We start from the raw sequence: 16,488 nt of genomic DNA, 5'->3' as shown, positions 1-16,488 counted from the left end.
TTGTATGTCGTTATTTTCTCTTGTTCTGATCAAAGCGATAATCATACGTGTCGCCTTTCACCACATTTAAAAATTCATGTCCAATTTGAACAAGCTGTCCGTTTTTCCATTGGATGAGAGGGTCTTTATCAGGGTATTTCCAGTAAATCGTTTTCTTGCGGTGGGTCAGTTTGTTTTCAATTTCTGCTCTGACTGCGTTTTCCTTTAGCTTTCCTCCGCTATGCTGATAGGTGTTGATGATATACATTCCGTCAGGTGATGACATCGAGCGGATGAATGTTCCGTGAGACACGCCTTGAAGAGAGAAGCATTTCCAATAAATAATGCCAGCGAAGCTAAGGAGTAAGATGATCAGAGTGAGGGTCGTTTTCTTTTTTAACATGATTTCCTCCAGATGTAGATCACAATATTTCTAATTTATGAGAGAGAATACAAAAAGATTCATATAGTCCAAAAGTTCTATCCATTTCAATTATCGGTCATTTTTTCTCAAAATTCAACAGAATGGCGTAAATGTAAGGAAGATTTAAGGAAGAATTCAAGTGGTATATTTGATTCGAAACCTCTTTACAAAAGAATGAGGGATCAGTAGACTTATGCTCATATAAAGAAATGGAGCAGATGACATGAGGCAAATTATCGATACGTATCAAAGTTATGAAGAGCTTTCCGCTCATGAAAGAAAAGGGATTGATTATCAAATTCTTCACGAGCGGAAAGGTGACCAGCTTCTGGTTTTGTCGCCTCATGCCGGAGGAATTGAATCAGGCGTGAGTGAGCTTGTTCATGAAATATCTTGTGATTATTCTATGTATTTATTTGAAGGCCTTAAAGTAAAAGGCAATCATGTTCTTCATATTACAAGCACACGCTTTGATGAGCCGCTTTGCCTTTCAGAGGTGCATACCCATCATTATACGTTTGCACTTCATGGTTACGGAGAAACAGAGGTGCTTCAAACGTTAGTGGGGGGTACGGACAGAGAAAGAGCGGCAGAAACTGTGAAGCGTTTAACGCTAAATGGCTTTCACGCATTGCTGCTAGCCGAATCTGATCGTTTTTCTGGAACGCATCCTGATAATATCAATAACAAATGTTTGACAGGAAAAAGTGTACAACTTGAAATTAGTCAGGCGCAAAGAAGAGCATTCTTTCAAGACTTTAGGCGTCGATACCGGCGAGATACACAAACTGAACAATTTTATCGGTACACAAATGTACTCAAACAAGTATTAGCCCTTTATGAATAAACTTCTATCGTTTTATGTCCGATTATTTACGTTTGATAAACGGCTTCTTTTTCTGCGACTCTTTCTGCTTTCATTAAATAAGACGTAAACTCCTGTTGAAAGCGAATACCTGCTTTTCGCTGTTCGAATAAGGCAACCCGTTTTTCAGCAAAAGCCCAAGTGACGTGAAACGTTTGAGCAATATGCAAAATGGCTTGCTGCCGAAGGGTTGGAAGCTTCATTTTCAGCAGCATAAAGGTTGGCACACAAAAGTGGTACATGAATTGTTTTGCCTGAAACTCCTGCAGTTCTCGAAAGAGTTTGTTCATTTTGAAATGATTGCCAGTATGCTTTAGCACATGACAAAGCTCGTGGGCAAAATCCTGCCACTGTTCTTCAGGTGATAGGGATCTGTTTAAGATAATACTGTAAAGACCTTGATGCTGGATCATCATGCTGCCAGTCTCTTCGTAATGGACCCATACACGAAATTCAGAAGCGATCCTTTGCATCTCTCTATAAGCAGGACCGCTTATTTGCAATTGATCATATAAACGCTTAATATCTTCTTCTAAATGGGTTAAAAAACCAGTCATTTGAAAACCTCCATACAAACGTATGTTCTATTTTTGGCGTAAAAGAAAAGTCCATATAGGACTAAATAGCTAAATGAGCTATTACTTACTTTTTATATCGGCGTATTTTTAACAATTTTAACATAAAATCAAGGAAAAATGGAATTAATTCCTGTTTTTTTCTGTATTTTTGCACTTCTCACTAATAAAAAGAGTGAATTGAATTCAAATTTTACCATAGTCTTCTCATGAAAACAAACAAGTATTGTCTTACGAACGCCACCGATTGATGAGAAAGATCAATTCAATCTAGCAAAAGGGAGTGCAGTAGATGGTACAAATTTATCAAGATTTTATTCCAGTTGGAAACGGGAACCGCCCAGGATATGCGATGACACCGGAGTATGTAACGGTGCATAACACAGCAAACACGTCAAAGGGAGCGGATGCGAAAAGTCATGCGGCCTATGTAAAAAGCCCAACGACTGAGGTGAGCTGGCACTTTACAGTGGATGATCATGAAATCTTTCAGCATCTGCCATTAAATGAAAATGGCTGGCATGCAGGGGATGGTCATGGGAAGGGTAACCGGAAGTCGATCGGTATTGAAATTTGTGAGAATGAAGATGGAAATTTTCAGCAAGCGGTCAAACATGCACAATGGCTCATTCAAAAGCTGTTAAAAGAACATCACATTCCGCTAGCAAACGTGGTCACACATCAGTACTGGTCTGGAAAAGCATGCCCACGCCAGCTTCTATCTACTTGGGATGAATTTAAAAAAGGGATTGAAACGGCAGAAGATCCGGAGACGGTCATCACGTATGTCGTGAAAAGCGGGGATACGTTAACGAGTATTGCGAAAGCTCATGGGGTCACAGTTCAGGATTTACAGAAGTGGAATGACATTAGCGATCCGAATAAGATTCAAATTGGACAGGTTCTCAAAATTTATCTTAACGATGCAAAGAGCTTGTATGAGCTGCCAGATGGGGTTTTAAAGGTGACTTCTCCATTGACAAAGGGAGAGCACGTACGCCTCGTCCAACAGGCGCTTGCTGCTGTTTATTTTTATCCTGATAAAGCAGCTGCAAATAAAGGAATAGACGGAGTTTACGGAGAAAAAACGGCGAACGCCGTAGCGCGTTTTCAGCTGGTAAATGGTCTGACAAGTGATGGGATATACGGACCTAAAACGAAGGAAAAACTTCTGAAGCTGTTAAGTAAGTGAGTGTTTCTGTTTGTATGATTGGATGACTGCTTCACTTTGCTCATTTAATCGACGCATATAAGGCGACGACTTATATTCAGCAAACTGAACATATCTCAATTGTTTGATTTTCTTTTTCATTTATTGGCACCTCAATCGTTGCAGCGTATAGATTATTGTATGCAAGTCTATGTGAAAATGGAAGCAGGACGCGGATTTTGTTCCGCGTCCTTTAGTGTAATCAAGCCCTTTTATTTTTATACTCACCCAAGAGCTGTTCGTTCTTTTTAAAAATACGCTCTGTATGGGGGCTTACCTTGTAATCCGCCATACTGATATGTTGCTTTTTCTTTAAAATCTTAAAAGGGTTTTTCTTGCGATTGTTGTTATCCCCTTGAAGTGCGTGGTCCATCTTCATCACCTTCCTCTTCGTCAGGCAAGATTAGGTCATAAATTGTTGTAAGTGACGTCATTAATAAATAGTCGAACTCAGTGACAATGTCATCAGAGGTGAGCTTAATGACGAAGTGATCATCTGCTACAGAAAACGGGATGAGCACCAATTTGCCGAAATCATCGTAATAGACTTCCTGCCTGTCAAGCTTCGCCTGAATAAGAGCTCGCTGGTCAAGTGTCCGCAGCAGGTCATCTTTTTGTTCCTGCGTATCGTATGGACAAAGAACTGCTTGAATATTCATCTTGTCGGCAAAAGAATAAATGAGCCGTTCAATTCCCTCTATATATGCCTCTACACTTCCATAATATACATGAATCGGTTCATTTTTCAATAGGTATTGGTACGTTTTTAGCTTATTGAGGTAAGAATGAAGTAAATCGTTATTTTGTTCTAGGAGTTGATGGGTGTCGGTTTCCAGTTCGTGATTTCCGAGTTTTTTAATATAGGAGCTGAGAAAGATGAATGCATCGGTTAATGCAAAAAAAACGGCAATAATCAAGTAGTGCATCCAATCGGTAAAGATTGAAGAAGGGTCATTTGTCCAGTACACAACAGCACCAGCTACATAAATCCAATACCACGTTTTACGAATGGCAAACATCTTTTCTTTTACTTTTTGTTCAAAGCGCCATACGGCAAATACATATACAGCAAGAGCACCTAGCAATAACCACACGGTCAATTGAAAAAATAATAGCATGTTCTTCTCTCCCATAGACAGATGGATACTTATTCATTTCTATGGATATGATTGGAAACCCTGCTTCATGAAAAAATGGCTTGTAGGAAAAGGTGTTGAAGTGTGCGGGCAAATAAAAAAAGACCTGTCAGACAGGTCTTTGATATTAGATAATCGCATGTAACACAAAGTATATAAGAGCCCCTAGAGTTCCCGAAATCGGTAATGTGATCACCCAAGTGACAAGCATGCGTTTTGCCGTACCCCAGTTTACTCCTTTTACTCTGTGTGCAGAACCTACACCTAGAATAGAAGATGAGATCACGTGAGTGGTACTAACAGGTAAGTGAATAAATGTCGCACCGAAGATAATAGCTGCACCCGTTAAGTCGGCAGATACTCCGTTTACTGGACGAATTTTCATAATTTTACCGCCGACTGTTTTAATAATCTTCCAGCCGCCAATAGAAGTACCTAGTCCCATTGCAAGCGCACAAGAGAATTGTACCCAGAAAGGAATGTCGTCAGTTGTATGCAAATTACCTGCAATTAAAGCCATCGTAATAATCCCCATCGCTTTTTGCGCATCGTTTGTTCCATGGGTATACGATTGCAGTGCAGCAGTTAAAATTTGAACACGTCGGAATTGTTTATTTGTTTTTGCGAGATTGTTGTTTCTGAATATAATTTTGATAATGGTATACACGATATATCCCAATACGAAAGCTAGGATAGGTGAAAGCAACAGTGCTTGAATGATTTTAATGAACCCCGAATAGTTTAAAGCGCCAAAACCAGCAGAGGCAATAACAGCTCCTGCAATTGATCCGATCAGTGCGTGCGAAGAACTACTCGGAATTCCGTAATACCAAGTAAGCAAGTTCCAAGTAATGGCCGCAATTAAAGCAGCCAAAATGACGACAGAACCGTTTTGAAGTGTGAAAGGATCTGCGATGTCTTTTGTAATGGACTTTGCCACACCTGTAAATGTCATTGCTCCTAAGAAGTTCATGAACGCTGCCATAATAATAGCATGTCTAGGCTTTAACGCCTTTGTTGAAACCGAAGTGGCAATGGCATTTGCTGTATCGTGGAATCCGTTGATGAAATCAAAAGCAAGTGCACAAATGACAATAAATATGGTAAGGATGAGTAATGTGTCCATGTTTAACTAACCCCGTTACGCATTCTTCATAATGATTGTTTCTAGATTGTTGGCAACACTTTGACAGGAATCAGCAATTTCTTCAAGTGTTTCGTAAATTTCTTTGTATTGAATGACCTTGATTGGATCAGTTTCTTTTCCAAACAAGTTCTTAAGTGATTTACGATAAAGATTGTCACAATTATGCTCGATCTCTTTGATTTTGATTGCGTGTGGTTGAATATCTTTTAAGCGATTTTCAGCCAGTAAATCGATTGTAATTAAAATTTCCTTTGCACATTCTCTGATGTAGTGGCTGAATTTGTCGATATGTTCGTCAGAGCTTGTCATTGAATAAATTTCCATTGTTGCTGAAAAATGCTCAATTCCATCTAAAACATCGTCGAGGCTATTCGTCAATTGAAGAATGTCTTCACGTTCAATCGGCGTAATAAAGGCTTTGTTCAGTTCTTTAATCATCGTATGAACATGATTATCACCTTTTGTCTCATATTCCTTCAATGTGTCAGAAAATTCTTTCAGAGTGGTTTGATTTGTTACTTTATAGCTAACAAAATACTCAGCAGTTTCATCTAAATTTTTAGCAATTTCCGTTAACAAGACGGAAAACTTGTCTTTTTTCCTTTTTAACATGTAAAAACCCTCCATTGTATAAATGAGACAATGCACACATCAAATAATTATATATTCTTTTGTCGAAAAAAAACAGGTGTAGTCGAAAATTTCTTCACTTTTTCTATTTGATCTTATTCTGACCTAAAGATGTGTTCTCAACACACCTTTTGCAGAAAGGAGAAAAGAAATGAAAAAAGCGGTCCATTTTTGGCGCCGCTTAAAGCTTAAGTAGCTGAATAAACTAGTTTAAATCGCTCGCAAACTAGGAGCATGTCTTCTTTAAATTCTAATCCGTACGGTTTGAGTGCTTCTGTGAAAAATGCTTGATGGGCTCTGTACCAATAGTTATATGAAAGATCGCCTTCACCTTCTGCTTGGGCAAATGATTCTGGAACCTCATTCATTGGCATGACATCTACATGCGTGATTTCTATGATGGCTTTTGGTTCGTCATGGCTGTCCAAAATGACCGCATATTGTCCTGCCTTTGGAAGCGGCTCCTGTTCCTTTTCGTAAAAAAGATGTCCAGAACAAGTCGCTGTTTTTTTCCCTTTCAGAACAAGGTCAAGTAAATGATCTGGGTCTGCTCCAAATGCCCAAGCGGAAACAGATGCGTCAATTGGTGCGCTTTCTGATTTTTCTTTCCAATATGTTTCCCAAAATAAGGTGCTCTTCTGATTCATCATCCTTCCCCCTTCGTGATGCGTTTATTATACCGCGAAATCAAAAACATGAAAGGGTATGTCTTTATCCCTACTTAGTAAGTATGTCATATGTTTTGAAAATCCGCTTTATATTTGATGAATATAGGATGATAGAATGAAAAATTTAGAAATTTTAGAATAATCTATTGTATTCTGGTCAAGAAGTCGGTATGGTCAAAGTAAGAATATGGAAGGGGTGTTGTGTATGAAACGCATTTCTCTAACTATTTTGTCCATATGTCTGTTGGTTTTCTCGTTTTTCCTGCCTGTCAGTCAGGTCACTGCAAACGAAACTCATGGGAATAAAGTAGCTGTTGGGAAGGATGGCATGGTGGCTACTGCCCATCCACTCGCATCAGAAGTGGGTGCAGATGTATTAAAGAAAGGTGGAAACGCTGTTGACGCTGCTGTTGCCATCCAGTACGCACTGAATGTGACAGAGCCAATGATGTCTGGAATTGGTGGCGGAGGATTTATGATGGTTTATGATGGGAAGACAAAAGAAACATCCATCATCAATAGTCGAGAAAGAGCACCACAAGGCGCAACACCAGACATGTTTTTAACAGATGAGGGAAAAGTCATCCCGTTCGATGAGCGATCTACACACGGTAATGCTGTTGGTGTTCCAGGGACTGTAAAAGGTCTTGAGGCGGCATTAGATAAGTGGGGTACCCGCTCGATGAAGGAATTAATTAAGCCTTCCATTCAGCTTGCAGAGGATGGATTTGAAATCGATTCTGTCCTGGCAAAAGCCATTGATGATCATCAAGGAAAATTGAAAAAAACGGCCGCAGCGCCAATCTTTCTTCCAGATGATCAGCCGCTCAAAGAAGGGGACCTCCTAGTTCAGCCAGGTCTTGCAAAAACATTTAAGCTCATTGCGAAAAAAGGAAGCAAAGCATTTTATGAAGGAAAAGTAGCAAAGGCACTTGCAAATACAGTCCAAGATTTTGGCGGAACAATGACAACTAATGACATTGGTCGTTATGAGGTCAAGACTGACAAGCCTATCTGGGGAGACTATAAAGGATACCAGCTTGCAAGTATGCCTCCACCAAGCTCAGGCGGGGTGTTTATGCTGCAAATGCTCAAAATACTTGATCACTTTAACCTATCTCAATATGACCCCAAATCATTCGAAAAATATCAACTACTTGCTGAAACAATGCATCTCTCCTATGCTGACCGTGCTGCATATGCCGGCGACCCCGAATTCGTAGATGTTCCACTAAACGGACTATTAGACGATGATTACATTTCAGAAAGAGCCTCTCTTATTCAATTAGATCAAATGAATCGTAACCCGAAAGAAGGAGATCCATGGGCGTATGAGGATGAAAAAAATCCATCCCCTATTGTTCCGCAGCCTGAAGATAAAACCATTGGTGAGACCACACATTTTACTGTTGCCGATCAGTGGGGAAATGTTGTGTCATTCACGACAACCATTGAACAGTTATTTGGTACAGGGATTCTCGTCCCGGAATATGGCTTTTTCTTAAACAATGAACTAACAGATTTTGATGCAAGGCCAGGCGGAGCAAATGAAGTTCAGCCGAATAAACGACCATTGTCCAGTATGACACCGACCATCATTTTTAAAGATAATGAACCTGTCATGACAGTAGGTTCACCGGGGGGAACGACCATCATTGCTTCTGTTTCACAAACCATTTTGAATTTGCTTGAATATGAGATGGAGCTTCAGGATGCAGTTGAAGAACCAAGAATTTATACAAACAGCCCAACTTCTTATCGTTATGAAGTAGGTGTCCCTCTCGATGTGAGAACAAAGCTTAATGACATGGGACATCGTTTCGGCAATTCGCCTATTGATATAGGAAATGTCCAAGCACTACTCATTGATCGAAAAGCAGGAACCTTTACTGGAGTGGCTGACTCCTCGAGAAACGGAACTGCCGTTGGCGTCAATTTAAAGCTATCTGCCCAATAAGAACATTTCCTGGGAAAAGAAGCGCCTCTTAAGGATGGCGTTTCTTTTTTTATTTAAAATAAAAGAAACACAGCTGATCAAAGAGCGGAAGACGCTTCGCCATTTATGAAGTACAGGACTGTAATGTATTTCTCAATGATTAATGACAAATTTGTTGCTGACATCAAAGAGCAAGTACAGAGTAATTAGAGAGAGGAAGTCACATTTAATAAGAAGTAGAGCAGAGTTGATGAAAGATGCAGAAAAGACCGCATCTCAGCGTGTAGACAAACCCTCGCATTCTTTGTCAGTCCTGCGTGCTGGTGCTCACGAATTGCAAATTCGCTCCGCAAAAGTAGCCGTCCTTCCTAGGCTTCAAAGGTTTTCAGGTCACACTGAAAAGAAGACAAAGGGCTAAATAAAGATCATTTTAGCCCTTTGTCAACAATCTGAGATGCAGAAAAGACTGCATCTTTTTTTATAAAATTTTTCCTAGGAACATTGACTTATAATTTAGAATATTATAATATCTTTACAAAGGTAACAACATTGAACATTTTTCAGAACGTATATTTGTAAGCGCTTTATAAAAGGTTCTATTCCAAAATGTTCTTTCTTTTTGTTACATGTGTTCATATTTATACCAAATGAAAGGAGTGGTTGTTTGAACAACTTGTTTGAGTTAGATGAACAGCTGATCAAGCTACAGTGCGATGCATCTTCGAGAGAGGAGGTGACCACATATTTAGCAGAGCGATTAGAAGCGGGAGGATATATTAAGTCGAGCTTTTTACCAGCGGTGCTTGAAAGAGAAAAAACATATCCTACGGGCCTTCCACTTGCGACCTTTGGGGTAGCAATTCCACATACAGATCCTGAGCATGTGAACAAACCGGCGATTAGTGTAGCCACTTTAAAGGAACCTGTTATCTTTCACAAGATGGGGAGCCCTGATGAAACTGTGCTAGCCAAAATTGTGTTCGTCCTAGCAATCTCTGAACCTAGTAAGCAGCTTGTGATGTTAGAGAAGCTCATGACACTTTTTAGAAAAGAAGAGGTGATGATGAGGTTGTCTGATATGACGTCGTATGAAGAAGCGGTTGCTGTGCTTCAGAAAGAATTAAACCAATAGCCTTTCACAAAAAGATTGTAAGCGCTTTATTCGAAAAATTCAGGAGGTGGATGTATGATCAAGCAAGCTGTCGATTTTATATTAGACCTTGGACCAACTATTATGCTCCCGATTATTATGACGCTTTTCGGTATGATTTTAAGGCAAGGCTTTAAGAAATCCTTCCGAGCCGGTATTACGATCGGAATTGGTTTTGTCGGTGTCAACCTTGTTATTAATTTGCTTGTGAGCGGCCTTGGGCCAGCAGCAAAAGCCATGGTTAATTCCCTTGGGCTAAAGCTTGATATTTTGGATGTTGGATGGCCGATTGGAGCGGCTATATCCTTCGGTACACCTGTTGCCCCTTTGATGATACCTCTTGTGCTTTTGTTAAATGTCATCTTATTGTCCGTTAACTTTACGAAAACGCTGAATGTGGATATTTGGAACTTCTGGCATTTGATTTTCGCAGCCTCTGTGACTTACTACGCTTATCATAATATGTTCTTGGCACTTGCTGTTGGTTTGATCGTCTCTGCTATCACGCTTAAATTAGCTGATTGGACGGCACCTACAATCGAACACCATTTTGGATTGAAAGGCGTATCGATGGCTCATGCTGAAACGGTCAACTTCGCACCGCTTATGTATGCGTCCAACCGTATCATTGACAAGATCCCTGGCTTAAACAAAATTCATGCTGATCCAGAAACATTGAAGAAACGTTTTGGTATTTTTGGCGAACCGCTTGTGATGGGTCTCATACTTGGTATCATTATTGGTCTTTTAGGCGGCTATGATGCGAAAGGCGTCATGACGCTTGGTATTCAAATGGCAGCAGTTCTTGTGCTAATGCCAAGAATGGTTGCGTTATTAATGGAAGGTCTTATTCCAATCTCTGAGGGCGCTCGTTCTTATATTCAAAAGCGCTTCCCTGGGAAAAATGTCTATATTGGTTTAGATACAGCGATTGTGATTGGTCATCCGGCGAATATGGCGGTAGCCCTTCTTATGGTGCCGATTACGATTCTACTTGCAGTCGTTCTGCCTTACAATGGCATGCTGCCGTTTGCTGATTTATCAGTTCTACCATTTACAGTTGTATGGGCAGTAGCAGCCGCTCGTGGAAACATTATTCGCGGTCTTATTAACAGTATTTTTACATTAATGATTGTCTTCTTTATCGCAACGAATCTCGCACCGCTTGCGACAACAATGGGGAAAGCAGTCGGGTTTGACTTCCCAGAAGGAGCCAATATGATTTCAGGTATTGACCTTGGTTCCCACGTCATTCCTTGGATCATGGTGAGACTTCTTGATCCGAGCAACCCGTACTTTATTGCAGCCATCATCTGTGCTCTGGCTTATGCGCTTCTATGGTACTGGGTGCGAAATGATATTAGAAAGCAGTATGCGAAAGAAATGGGCTTAGATCAGAAAGATCAATAAAAGAGCTGGAGGGATTCTTATGGCAAAGAAAATATTGGTTTCATGCGGAACAGCGGTTGCAACATCAACGGTTGTTGCCAAAAAGGTCGAAGAGACGTTAAAGGAAAAAGGATATGATGTCGTGGTTGAACAGTGCAAGGCATCTGAAGTCCCGCAAAAAGCGGAGGGCGCCGATTTAATCGTAACGACAACACCAGTGAGTGATACGAAAGGAACGCCTGTGATTCAAACATTATCCTTTTTAACCGGATTTGGCATTGAAGATGATATTGAAAAAATCATCGATCATATTAAGTAAACAATCATTCCATGGAGGAGCTTTCCCGGCTCCTTTTATGTATCTGAAAGGAGGACGTCTCATGCAGCATCATGCTTATAGCCGAACGTCTGCAGTGTTGTCTATTTTTCTTCCAGCCGTACTCATCTGTCTGTTTTTCCTTTGGTCTCTTTATACGTTAATGTCAGCAGGACCTGAACCGTTAGCTGTGTTAGGCGTTTATACGCTGCCTATTCTCATGCTTTCTAGCATCACTGGACTGAACCAGCCGACAAACGTCATTATTAGTGAAGATAAACTCAAAATCGGAGCGTTTGGCAGATGGCACACATATGCGGTCTCTGATATTAAAGGAAAGCTTTTTATCAAGCCATACCCTCATATCGGAAAAGTTTATGTCAGGGTGGGTCCATCTCGCATATTCGGAGGACGTTACTGGATATCCAGTGAGATGAGTGAGTACAAGCAGCTTGTGCAAACGTTGCAAGGTTTTGCGAAAGGTGATGCAAAGGAGGATGCAGCTACATGAAATCAGCTGTCTTTTATTCTTCAGAGGACATTCGGTATGAGGAGCGGAACCGGCCTGCGATTGGTGATGATGAAGTGCTATTAAGAATGCGTGCCTGCGGCTTATGCGGCACAGATATTTACAAAGCAACACATGAGACGGTACCTCCAGGAATGGTACTAGGGCACGAAATCGCTGGAGATGTTGTTGAAACTGGAAAGCATGTAACAAATATAAAAACGGGAGACAGGGTTTATGTTGCGCACCATGTACCTTGCTTCACCTGTGACTTTTGTCAAAAAGGATTTTATACAATGTGTCCGCAGTTTGCAGCCACTAATGTAGAGCCAGGCGGGTTTTCAGAGTATATCCGCGTACCTGCATTGCATGTCAAGCACACAATGGGCAAGCTGCCGAATGACGTCTCATATGAGCAAGGGGCGATGGTGGAGCCAGTCGCCTGCTGCCTGCACGGGTTTGAACGAGCACCTGTTCATCCAGGAGATTCTGTACTGATCCTTGGAGCGGGGCAAATTGGCTGCATTCAACTACAGCTTGCCAAATACTACTTGGCTGGGAAAGTGATGATAACGGATGTGAATGAGAACCGGCTGCTGCAAGCGAGAAATTTAGGTGCAGACGTCGCTTTTCATCCTGCCTCTGAGCCGGTGGAAGACCGGGTCATGAGAGAAACAAATGGAAAGGGAGCAGACCTCGTCATTATTTCTGTTGGGAGTAGTGCGCTTTTAAAAGAAGCGTTTCAAGCAGTAGCGAGAGGCGGAACGATTTTAGTGTTTGCTCATTTTCCAAAGGGAGACGTCTCCATTCCGGCTGATCGGTTTTTCCATGATGAAGTGAAAGTAGTTGGAGCCTATTCCTCACATCCTTATCACTACCTCGAAGCCCTTGAACTTCTAAGAGCAAAAGTGGTCAACACAGAAAAGATGGTGACGCATCGTTATCCGTTAAGTCAGCTCCTTCAGGCGATAGAATGCGCAAGGCATCCTGAAGGTGAGAGTGTCAAAATCATGATGTATCCAGATGAATGAGGGCGCACTAGATTGGAAGAGAAAGAGAAGTTCTTTAGAAAAGGGCTTTGCCTTTCTCTTTTTTTCTGATAAAAGATGAAAACGCTTAAAAATGAAAGAGAAATGCTTGACTTCAATGACACTTAAACGTATGATAATTACAAATGTAACACATAAGAACAAATGTAAAGGGGAGAGAAGAAATGCAAAAACAAATCACTTTGCCTGAACAGATTAGTCATGAGAGATTAGCAGATTTATATAAACAAATGTGGTTAGTGAGATATTTTGATGAAAAGGTCGATCAATTCTTTGCCAAAGGACTTATCCATGGAACCACTCATTTATGTGTCGGACAGGAAGCGTCAGCTGTTGGATCAATTGCCGTATTAAAGGACGAAGATAAGATCATCAGCACACACCGTGGACATGGTCACTGTATTGCAAAAGGTGCAGAGGTCAATAAGATGATGGCAGAACTATTCGGACGTGAGACTGGCTATTGCAAAGGAAAAGGCGGCTCGATGCATATCGCTGATTTAGAAAAAGGGAACCTTGGCGCAAATGGAATCGTTGGAGGCGGTATCCCATTGGCAACAGGTGCAGCGCTCACATCTAAAATGAAACAGGAAGGCTTTGTCGTTCTTTGTTTCTTCGGAGATGGAGCGACGAATGAAGGCAGCTTTCACGAAGCGCTAAATCTTGCATCCATTTGGGATCTACCTGTTGTATTCATTTGTGAAAACAACCAGTACGGTATGTCTGGCCCTGTAAAAGAAATGATCAACATTGAAGACATTTCAACAAGAGCAGAAAGCTACGGAATACCTGGGAAATCGATTGATGGAAATGACATGGTCGAGATTATGAACTCAGTAGATGAAGCAGTCAGCCGCGCAAGAGCTGGAGAAGGTCCATCACTTATTGAAATGAAAACGTATCGCTGGAAGGGTCACTCTAAGAGTGATGCGAAAAAATACCGTACACGTGAAGAAGAAACAGAGTGGAGACAAAAAGACGGAATCAAACGCTTTAAGTCTCTCTTGATTGAACTAAATGTTTTGACAGAAGAGCAGGCAGCGGTCTTACAGGAAGAAGCGAAGCAGGAAATTGAAGCGTCTGTAGAATTCGCTAAAAACAGTAAAGAACCGTCAATCGATACACTATTAGAGGATGTATACGCCTAATTAGGAGGGGAATCACGTGACAAAAACAACAGTGAGAGAGATTTCATATTTAGAAGCCGTTCGAGAGGCTATGAGTCAGGAAATGAGAGAGAACCAAGATGTATTCATTTTAGGTGAGGATATCGGCGTATATGGTGGTGCTTTTGGGGTCACGCGCGGCATGATTGAAGAGTTCGGTCCAGAGCGCGTACGCAATACACCAATCTCTGAGGCTGCCATCGCAGGAGGTGCAGTCGGAGCGGCTTTGACAGGTATGCGTCCGATTTTAGAACTTCAATTCTCTGACTTTATTACAATCGCAATGGATCAGCTTGTAAACCAAGCAGCCAAAACACGATACATGTTTGGCGGAAAAGGAAAAGTACCACTCGTTGTGAGAACACCAGCAGGATCAGGAACGGGTGCCGCAGCGCAGCATTCACAAAGCTTAGAAGCGTGGATGGCTCATATTCCGGGACTAAAGGTGGTTCAGCCTTCAACAGCTTATGATGCCAAAGGACTTTTAAAAGCAGCAATGGATGATGACAACCCTGTTATTTTCTACGAGCATAAGCTTTTATATAAAACAATCGGTGAAGTGCCTGAAGAACCGTATTCGATTCCTCTAGGGAAAGCTGATGTGAAAAGAAGCGGGAAGGACGTCACGATTGTAGCAACAGCGATTATGGTACACAAAGCATTAGAAGCGGCGAAGGAACTAGAAGCAGAGGGAATCGATGTTGAAATCATTGACCCAAGAACACTTGTCCCATTAGATGAAGAAACCATTATCGAATCTGTGAAGAAAACAGGTAAATGTATCGTGGTTCATGAAGCGGTCAAACGAGGCGGCTATGGCGGAGAGATTGCAAGTATGATAGCGGAAAGTGAAGCGTTTGACTACTTAGATGCTCCTATTAAACGTCTTGGCGGACTTGCGGTACCAATACCTTATAACCCAACGCTTGAAAAAGCGGTCATTCCACAAGTGCCAGATATTATTGAAGCAGCAAAAGAGCTTGTACGCTCTTAAATAAAGGGGAGAAGATCATGCCAAAAGAGATATTTATGCCGAAGCTAAGCAGTACGATGGAGATCGGAACCTTGCTTCAATGGTTGAAAGAAGAAGGAGATTCGGTTGAAGTCGGTGAGCCTCTTTTTGAAATTATGACAGACAAGATCAACATCGAGGTGGAAGCCTATGATGATGGCATTTTTCTAAAGAAATACTACGAAGCTGATGATCAAATTCCAGTCAATGCTGTTATTGGATATATCGGAGAGGCAAATGAACAGGTGCCAAGCGAGCCGCCAGCACAGGCTGATGAAGATTCCTCAGAAAGCGGCGAATCGTCTTCACCAGACTCGTCTTCATCCAGTTCTAATGAAGCCCCAAAAACATCTGATGAAAAAGTACGTGCCACGCCCGCAGCGAGAAAAACGGCAAAGGATCATCATGTGGCGATTCAAGAGGTATCTGGCACAGGGCCAAAAGGCAGAGTCCAAAAGCGGGACGTCGAGGCAGTCGTTCATTCTAGCGAGAAAGACCAGCGCGTCTCACCGCTTGCAGAAAAAGTCGCTGCTCGTGAAGGAATCGATTTAGCAGCAGTTTCTGGATCTGGCGCTCACGGTAAGATCATGAAGAGTGACGTACAAGCAGCAACGCAAACAAAAGAGGCTTCGCCTGTGAAAACACAAAAATTAGCTGGCATGAGAAAAGTGATTGCTGATCGCATGTCACAAAGTGCCTTTACAGCACCGCACGTCACATTAACAAGTGAAATTGATATGACGAAAGCGAAAGAAGTGCGTCAGCAGTTACTTCCGGCGATTGAAAAAGAGACAGGCTACAGGTTGTCGTTCACAGAAATCATCATTCATGCGGTCAGCCATGTACTCACGCGCCACCCGCAGATCAATATGACATTTGAACAAAATGAGCTCCATTTCCATGAAGATGTACACATTGGTCTCGCTGTTGCAGTGAAAGACGGCTTGATGGTACCAGTCATTTCTCATGCGAATCAAAAAGGATTAAAACAACTGACAAAAGAAGCGAAAGAAATTGGCCGAAACGCACGCGATCAAAAACTGCTTCCTGACCAGCTGAAAGGCTCCACTTTTACGATTAGTAACTTAGGTATGTATGCCATTGATACTTTTACCCCAATCATTAATCAGCCAGAAGTGGCGATTTTAGGTGTAGGACGGATTCAAGATAAACCTGTTGCAGTAGATGGAGAAATTCAGGTGCGGCCAATGATGGGTGTCAGTTTATCGTTTGATCACCGAGTTGTAGATGGCGCACCAGCGGCTGCCTTTTTAACAGACCTTAAAAAAGTGCTTGAACAACCATTTGAATTGCTAATGTAGGAGATG

General features: G+C 41.6%; 19 protein-coding genes. 11 read left to right on the top strand and 8 right to left on the bottom strand.

What is annotated here, in order from left to right; genetic code table 11:
• Window positions 1-10: 10 nt before the first annotated feature.
• The gene (locus MHI11_RS13470) at window positions 11-382 is read right to left on the bottom strand and encodes a DUF5412 domain-containing protein (RefSeq protein ID WP_044138938.1); all 372 of its coding nucleotides are present in this window, start codon (window positions 380-382) and stop codon (window positions 11-13) included.
• 244 nt (window positions 383-626) lie between these two features.
• On the opposite strand from MHI11_RS13470, the gene MHI11_RS13465 reads away from it, so the two are divergent.
• A complete protein-coding gene (locus MHI11_RS13465; protein WP_065097686.1) occupies window positions 627-1,250 on the top strand; it encodes a poly-gamma-glutamate hydrolase family protein in 624 nt (207 codons plus the stop codon).
• Between the two features lie 26 nt (window positions 1,251-1,276).
• Here MHI11_RS13465 and MHI11_RS13460 read toward each other — a convergent pair whose 3' ends face one another.
• A complete protein-coding gene (locus MHI11_RS13460) occupies window positions 1,277-1,825 on the bottom strand; it encodes an ImmA/IrrE family metallo-endopeptidase (protein WP_065097685.1) in 549 nt (182 codons plus the stop codon).
• A gap of 310 nt (window positions 1,826-2,135) precedes the next feature.
• On the opposite strand from MHI11_RS13460, the gene MHI11_RS13455 reads away from it, so the two are divergent.
• Window positions 2,136-3,035: an N-acetylmuramoyl-L-alanine amidase gene (locus MHI11_RS13455; RefSeq protein WP_065097684.1), complete on the top strand. Its 900-nt coding sequence runs from the start codon at window positions 2,136-2,138 to the stop codon at window positions 3,033-3,035.
• Here MHI11_RS13455 and MHI11_RS13450 read toward each other — a convergent pair.
• From MHI11_RS13450 to MHI11_RS13425, 6 genes are all read right to left on the bottom strand, one after another.
• The gene (locus MHI11_RS13450; RefSeq protein ID WP_257474525.1) at window positions 3,024-3,155 is read right to left on the bottom strand and encodes a hypothetical protein; all 132 of its coding nucleotides are present in this window, start codon (window positions 3,153-3,155) and stop codon (window positions 3,024-3,026) included. The two genes, MHI11_RS13455 and MHI11_RS13450, sit on opposite strands and share 12 nt — an antisense overlap.
• Window positions 3,156-3,255: 100 nt before the next feature.
• Entirely contained in the window at window positions 3,256-3,426 is a 171-nt protein-coding gene (locus tag MHI11_RS13445) for a type II toxin-antitoxin system SpoIISB family antitoxin (protein WP_034620052.1), read from the bottom strand.
• Window positions 3,401-4,171, bottom strand: coding sequence for a type II toxin-antitoxin system SpoIISA family toxin (locus MHI11_RS13440; protein ID WP_003211137.1), 771 nt, complete (start codon window positions 4,169-4,171; stop codon window positions 3,401-3,403). The genes MHI11_RS13445 and MHI11_RS13440 overlap by 26 nt, the downstream gene beginning before the upstream one ends.
• Before the next feature lie 145 nt (window positions 4,172-4,316).
• A complete protein-coding gene (locus MHI11_RS13435) occupies window positions 4,317-5,315 on the bottom strand; it encodes an inorganic phosphate transporter (RefSeq protein ID WP_044138934.1) in 999 nt (332 codons plus the stop codon).
• 15 nt (window positions 5,316-5,330) lie between these two features.
• Entirely contained in the window at window positions 5,331-5,948 is a 618-nt protein-coding gene (locus MHI11_RS13430; protein ID WP_003212390.1) for a DUF47 domain-containing protein, read from the bottom strand.
• Between the two features lie 206 nt (window positions 5,949-6,154).
• The gene (locus MHI11_RS13425; protein WP_065097683.1) at window positions 6,155-6,613 is read right to left on the bottom strand and encodes an ASCH domain-containing protein; all 459 of its coding nucleotides are present in this window, start codon (window positions 6,611-6,613) and stop codon (window positions 6,155-6,157) included.
• Window positions 6,614-6,839: 226 nt separating this feature from the next.
• Here MHI11_RS13425 and ggt point away from each other — a divergent pair, with 226 nt between their 5' ends.
• From ggt to MHI11_RS13380, 9 genes are all read left to right on the top strand, one after another.
• Window positions 6,840-8,591: a gamma-glutamyltransferase gene (gene ggt / locus MHI11_RS13420; RefSeq protein WP_065097682.1), complete on the top strand. Its 1,752-nt coding sequence runs from the start codon at window positions 6,840-6,842 to the stop codon at window positions 8,589-8,591.
• Window positions 8,592-9,234: 643 nt separating this feature from the next.
• On the top strand, window positions 9,235-9,702 hold the full coding sequence (locus MHI11_RS13415; protein ID WP_185108905.1) for a PTS sugar transporter subunit IIA: 468 nt from the start codon (window positions 9,235-9,237) through the stop codon (window positions 9,700-9,702).
• Between the two features lie 54 nt (window positions 9,703-9,756).
• Window positions 9,757-11,130 (top strand): PTS galactitol transporter subunit IIC, encoded by a 1,374-nt coding sequence (locus MHI11_RS13410; RefSeq protein ID WP_003210771.1) that lies wholly within the window; start codon window positions 9,757-9,759, stop codon window positions 11,128-11,130.
• Window positions 11,131-11,149: 19 nt separating this feature from the next.
• Window positions 11,150-11,428, top strand: a complete 279-nt coding sequence (locus MHI11_RS13405) for a PTS sugar transporter subunit IIB (RefSeq protein ID WP_003212259.1) — start codon at window positions 11,150-11,152, stop codon at window positions 11,426-11,428.
• A gap of 61 nt (window positions 11,429-11,489) precedes the next feature.
• Window positions 11,490-11,936, top strand: a complete 447-nt coding sequence (locus MHI11_RS13400) for a hypothetical protein (RefSeq protein WP_065097680.1) — start codon at window positions 11,490-11,492, stop codon at window positions 11,934-11,936.
• On the top strand, window positions 11,933-12,964 hold the full coding sequence (locus MHI11_RS13395; protein ID WP_185108907.1) for an alcohol dehydrogenase catalytic domain-containing protein: 1,032 nt from the start codon (window positions 11,933-11,935) through the stop codon (window positions 12,962-12,964). Before MHI11_RS13400 ends, MHI11_RS13395 begins: the two co-directional genes overlap by 4 nt.
• 182 nt (window positions 12,965-13,146) lie before the next feature.
• Entirely contained in the window at window positions 13,147-14,130 is a 984-nt protein-coding gene (locus tag MHI11_RS13390; protein WP_044138927.1) for a thiamine pyrophosphate-dependent dehydrogenase E1 component subunit alpha, read from the top strand.
• Between the two features lie 31 nt (window positions 14,131-14,161).
• Entirely contained in the window at window positions 14,162-15,142 is a 981-nt protein-coding gene (locus MHI11_RS13385) for an alpha-ketoacid dehydrogenase subunit beta (protein WP_034620051.1), read from the top strand.
• 17 nt (window positions 15,143-15,159) lie between these two features.
• A complete protein-coding gene (locus tag MHI11_RS13380) occupies window positions 15,160-16,482 on the top strand; it encodes a dihydrolipoamide acetyltransferase family protein (RefSeq protein ID WP_106065132.1) in 1,323 nt (440 codons plus the stop codon).
• The last annotated feature ends 6 nt before the right edge of the window (window positions 16,483-16,488 follow it).

This window comes from Bacillus sp. FSL K6-3312, from assembly GCF_038007485.1.
GTDB classification, from domain to species: domain Bacteria; phylum Bacillota; class Bacilli; order Bacillales; family Bacillaceae; genus Bacillus; species Bacillus pumilus.
Note: the sequence above shows the minus strand (reverse complement) of the source record. Positions and strands in the feature narration are given on the sequence as shown.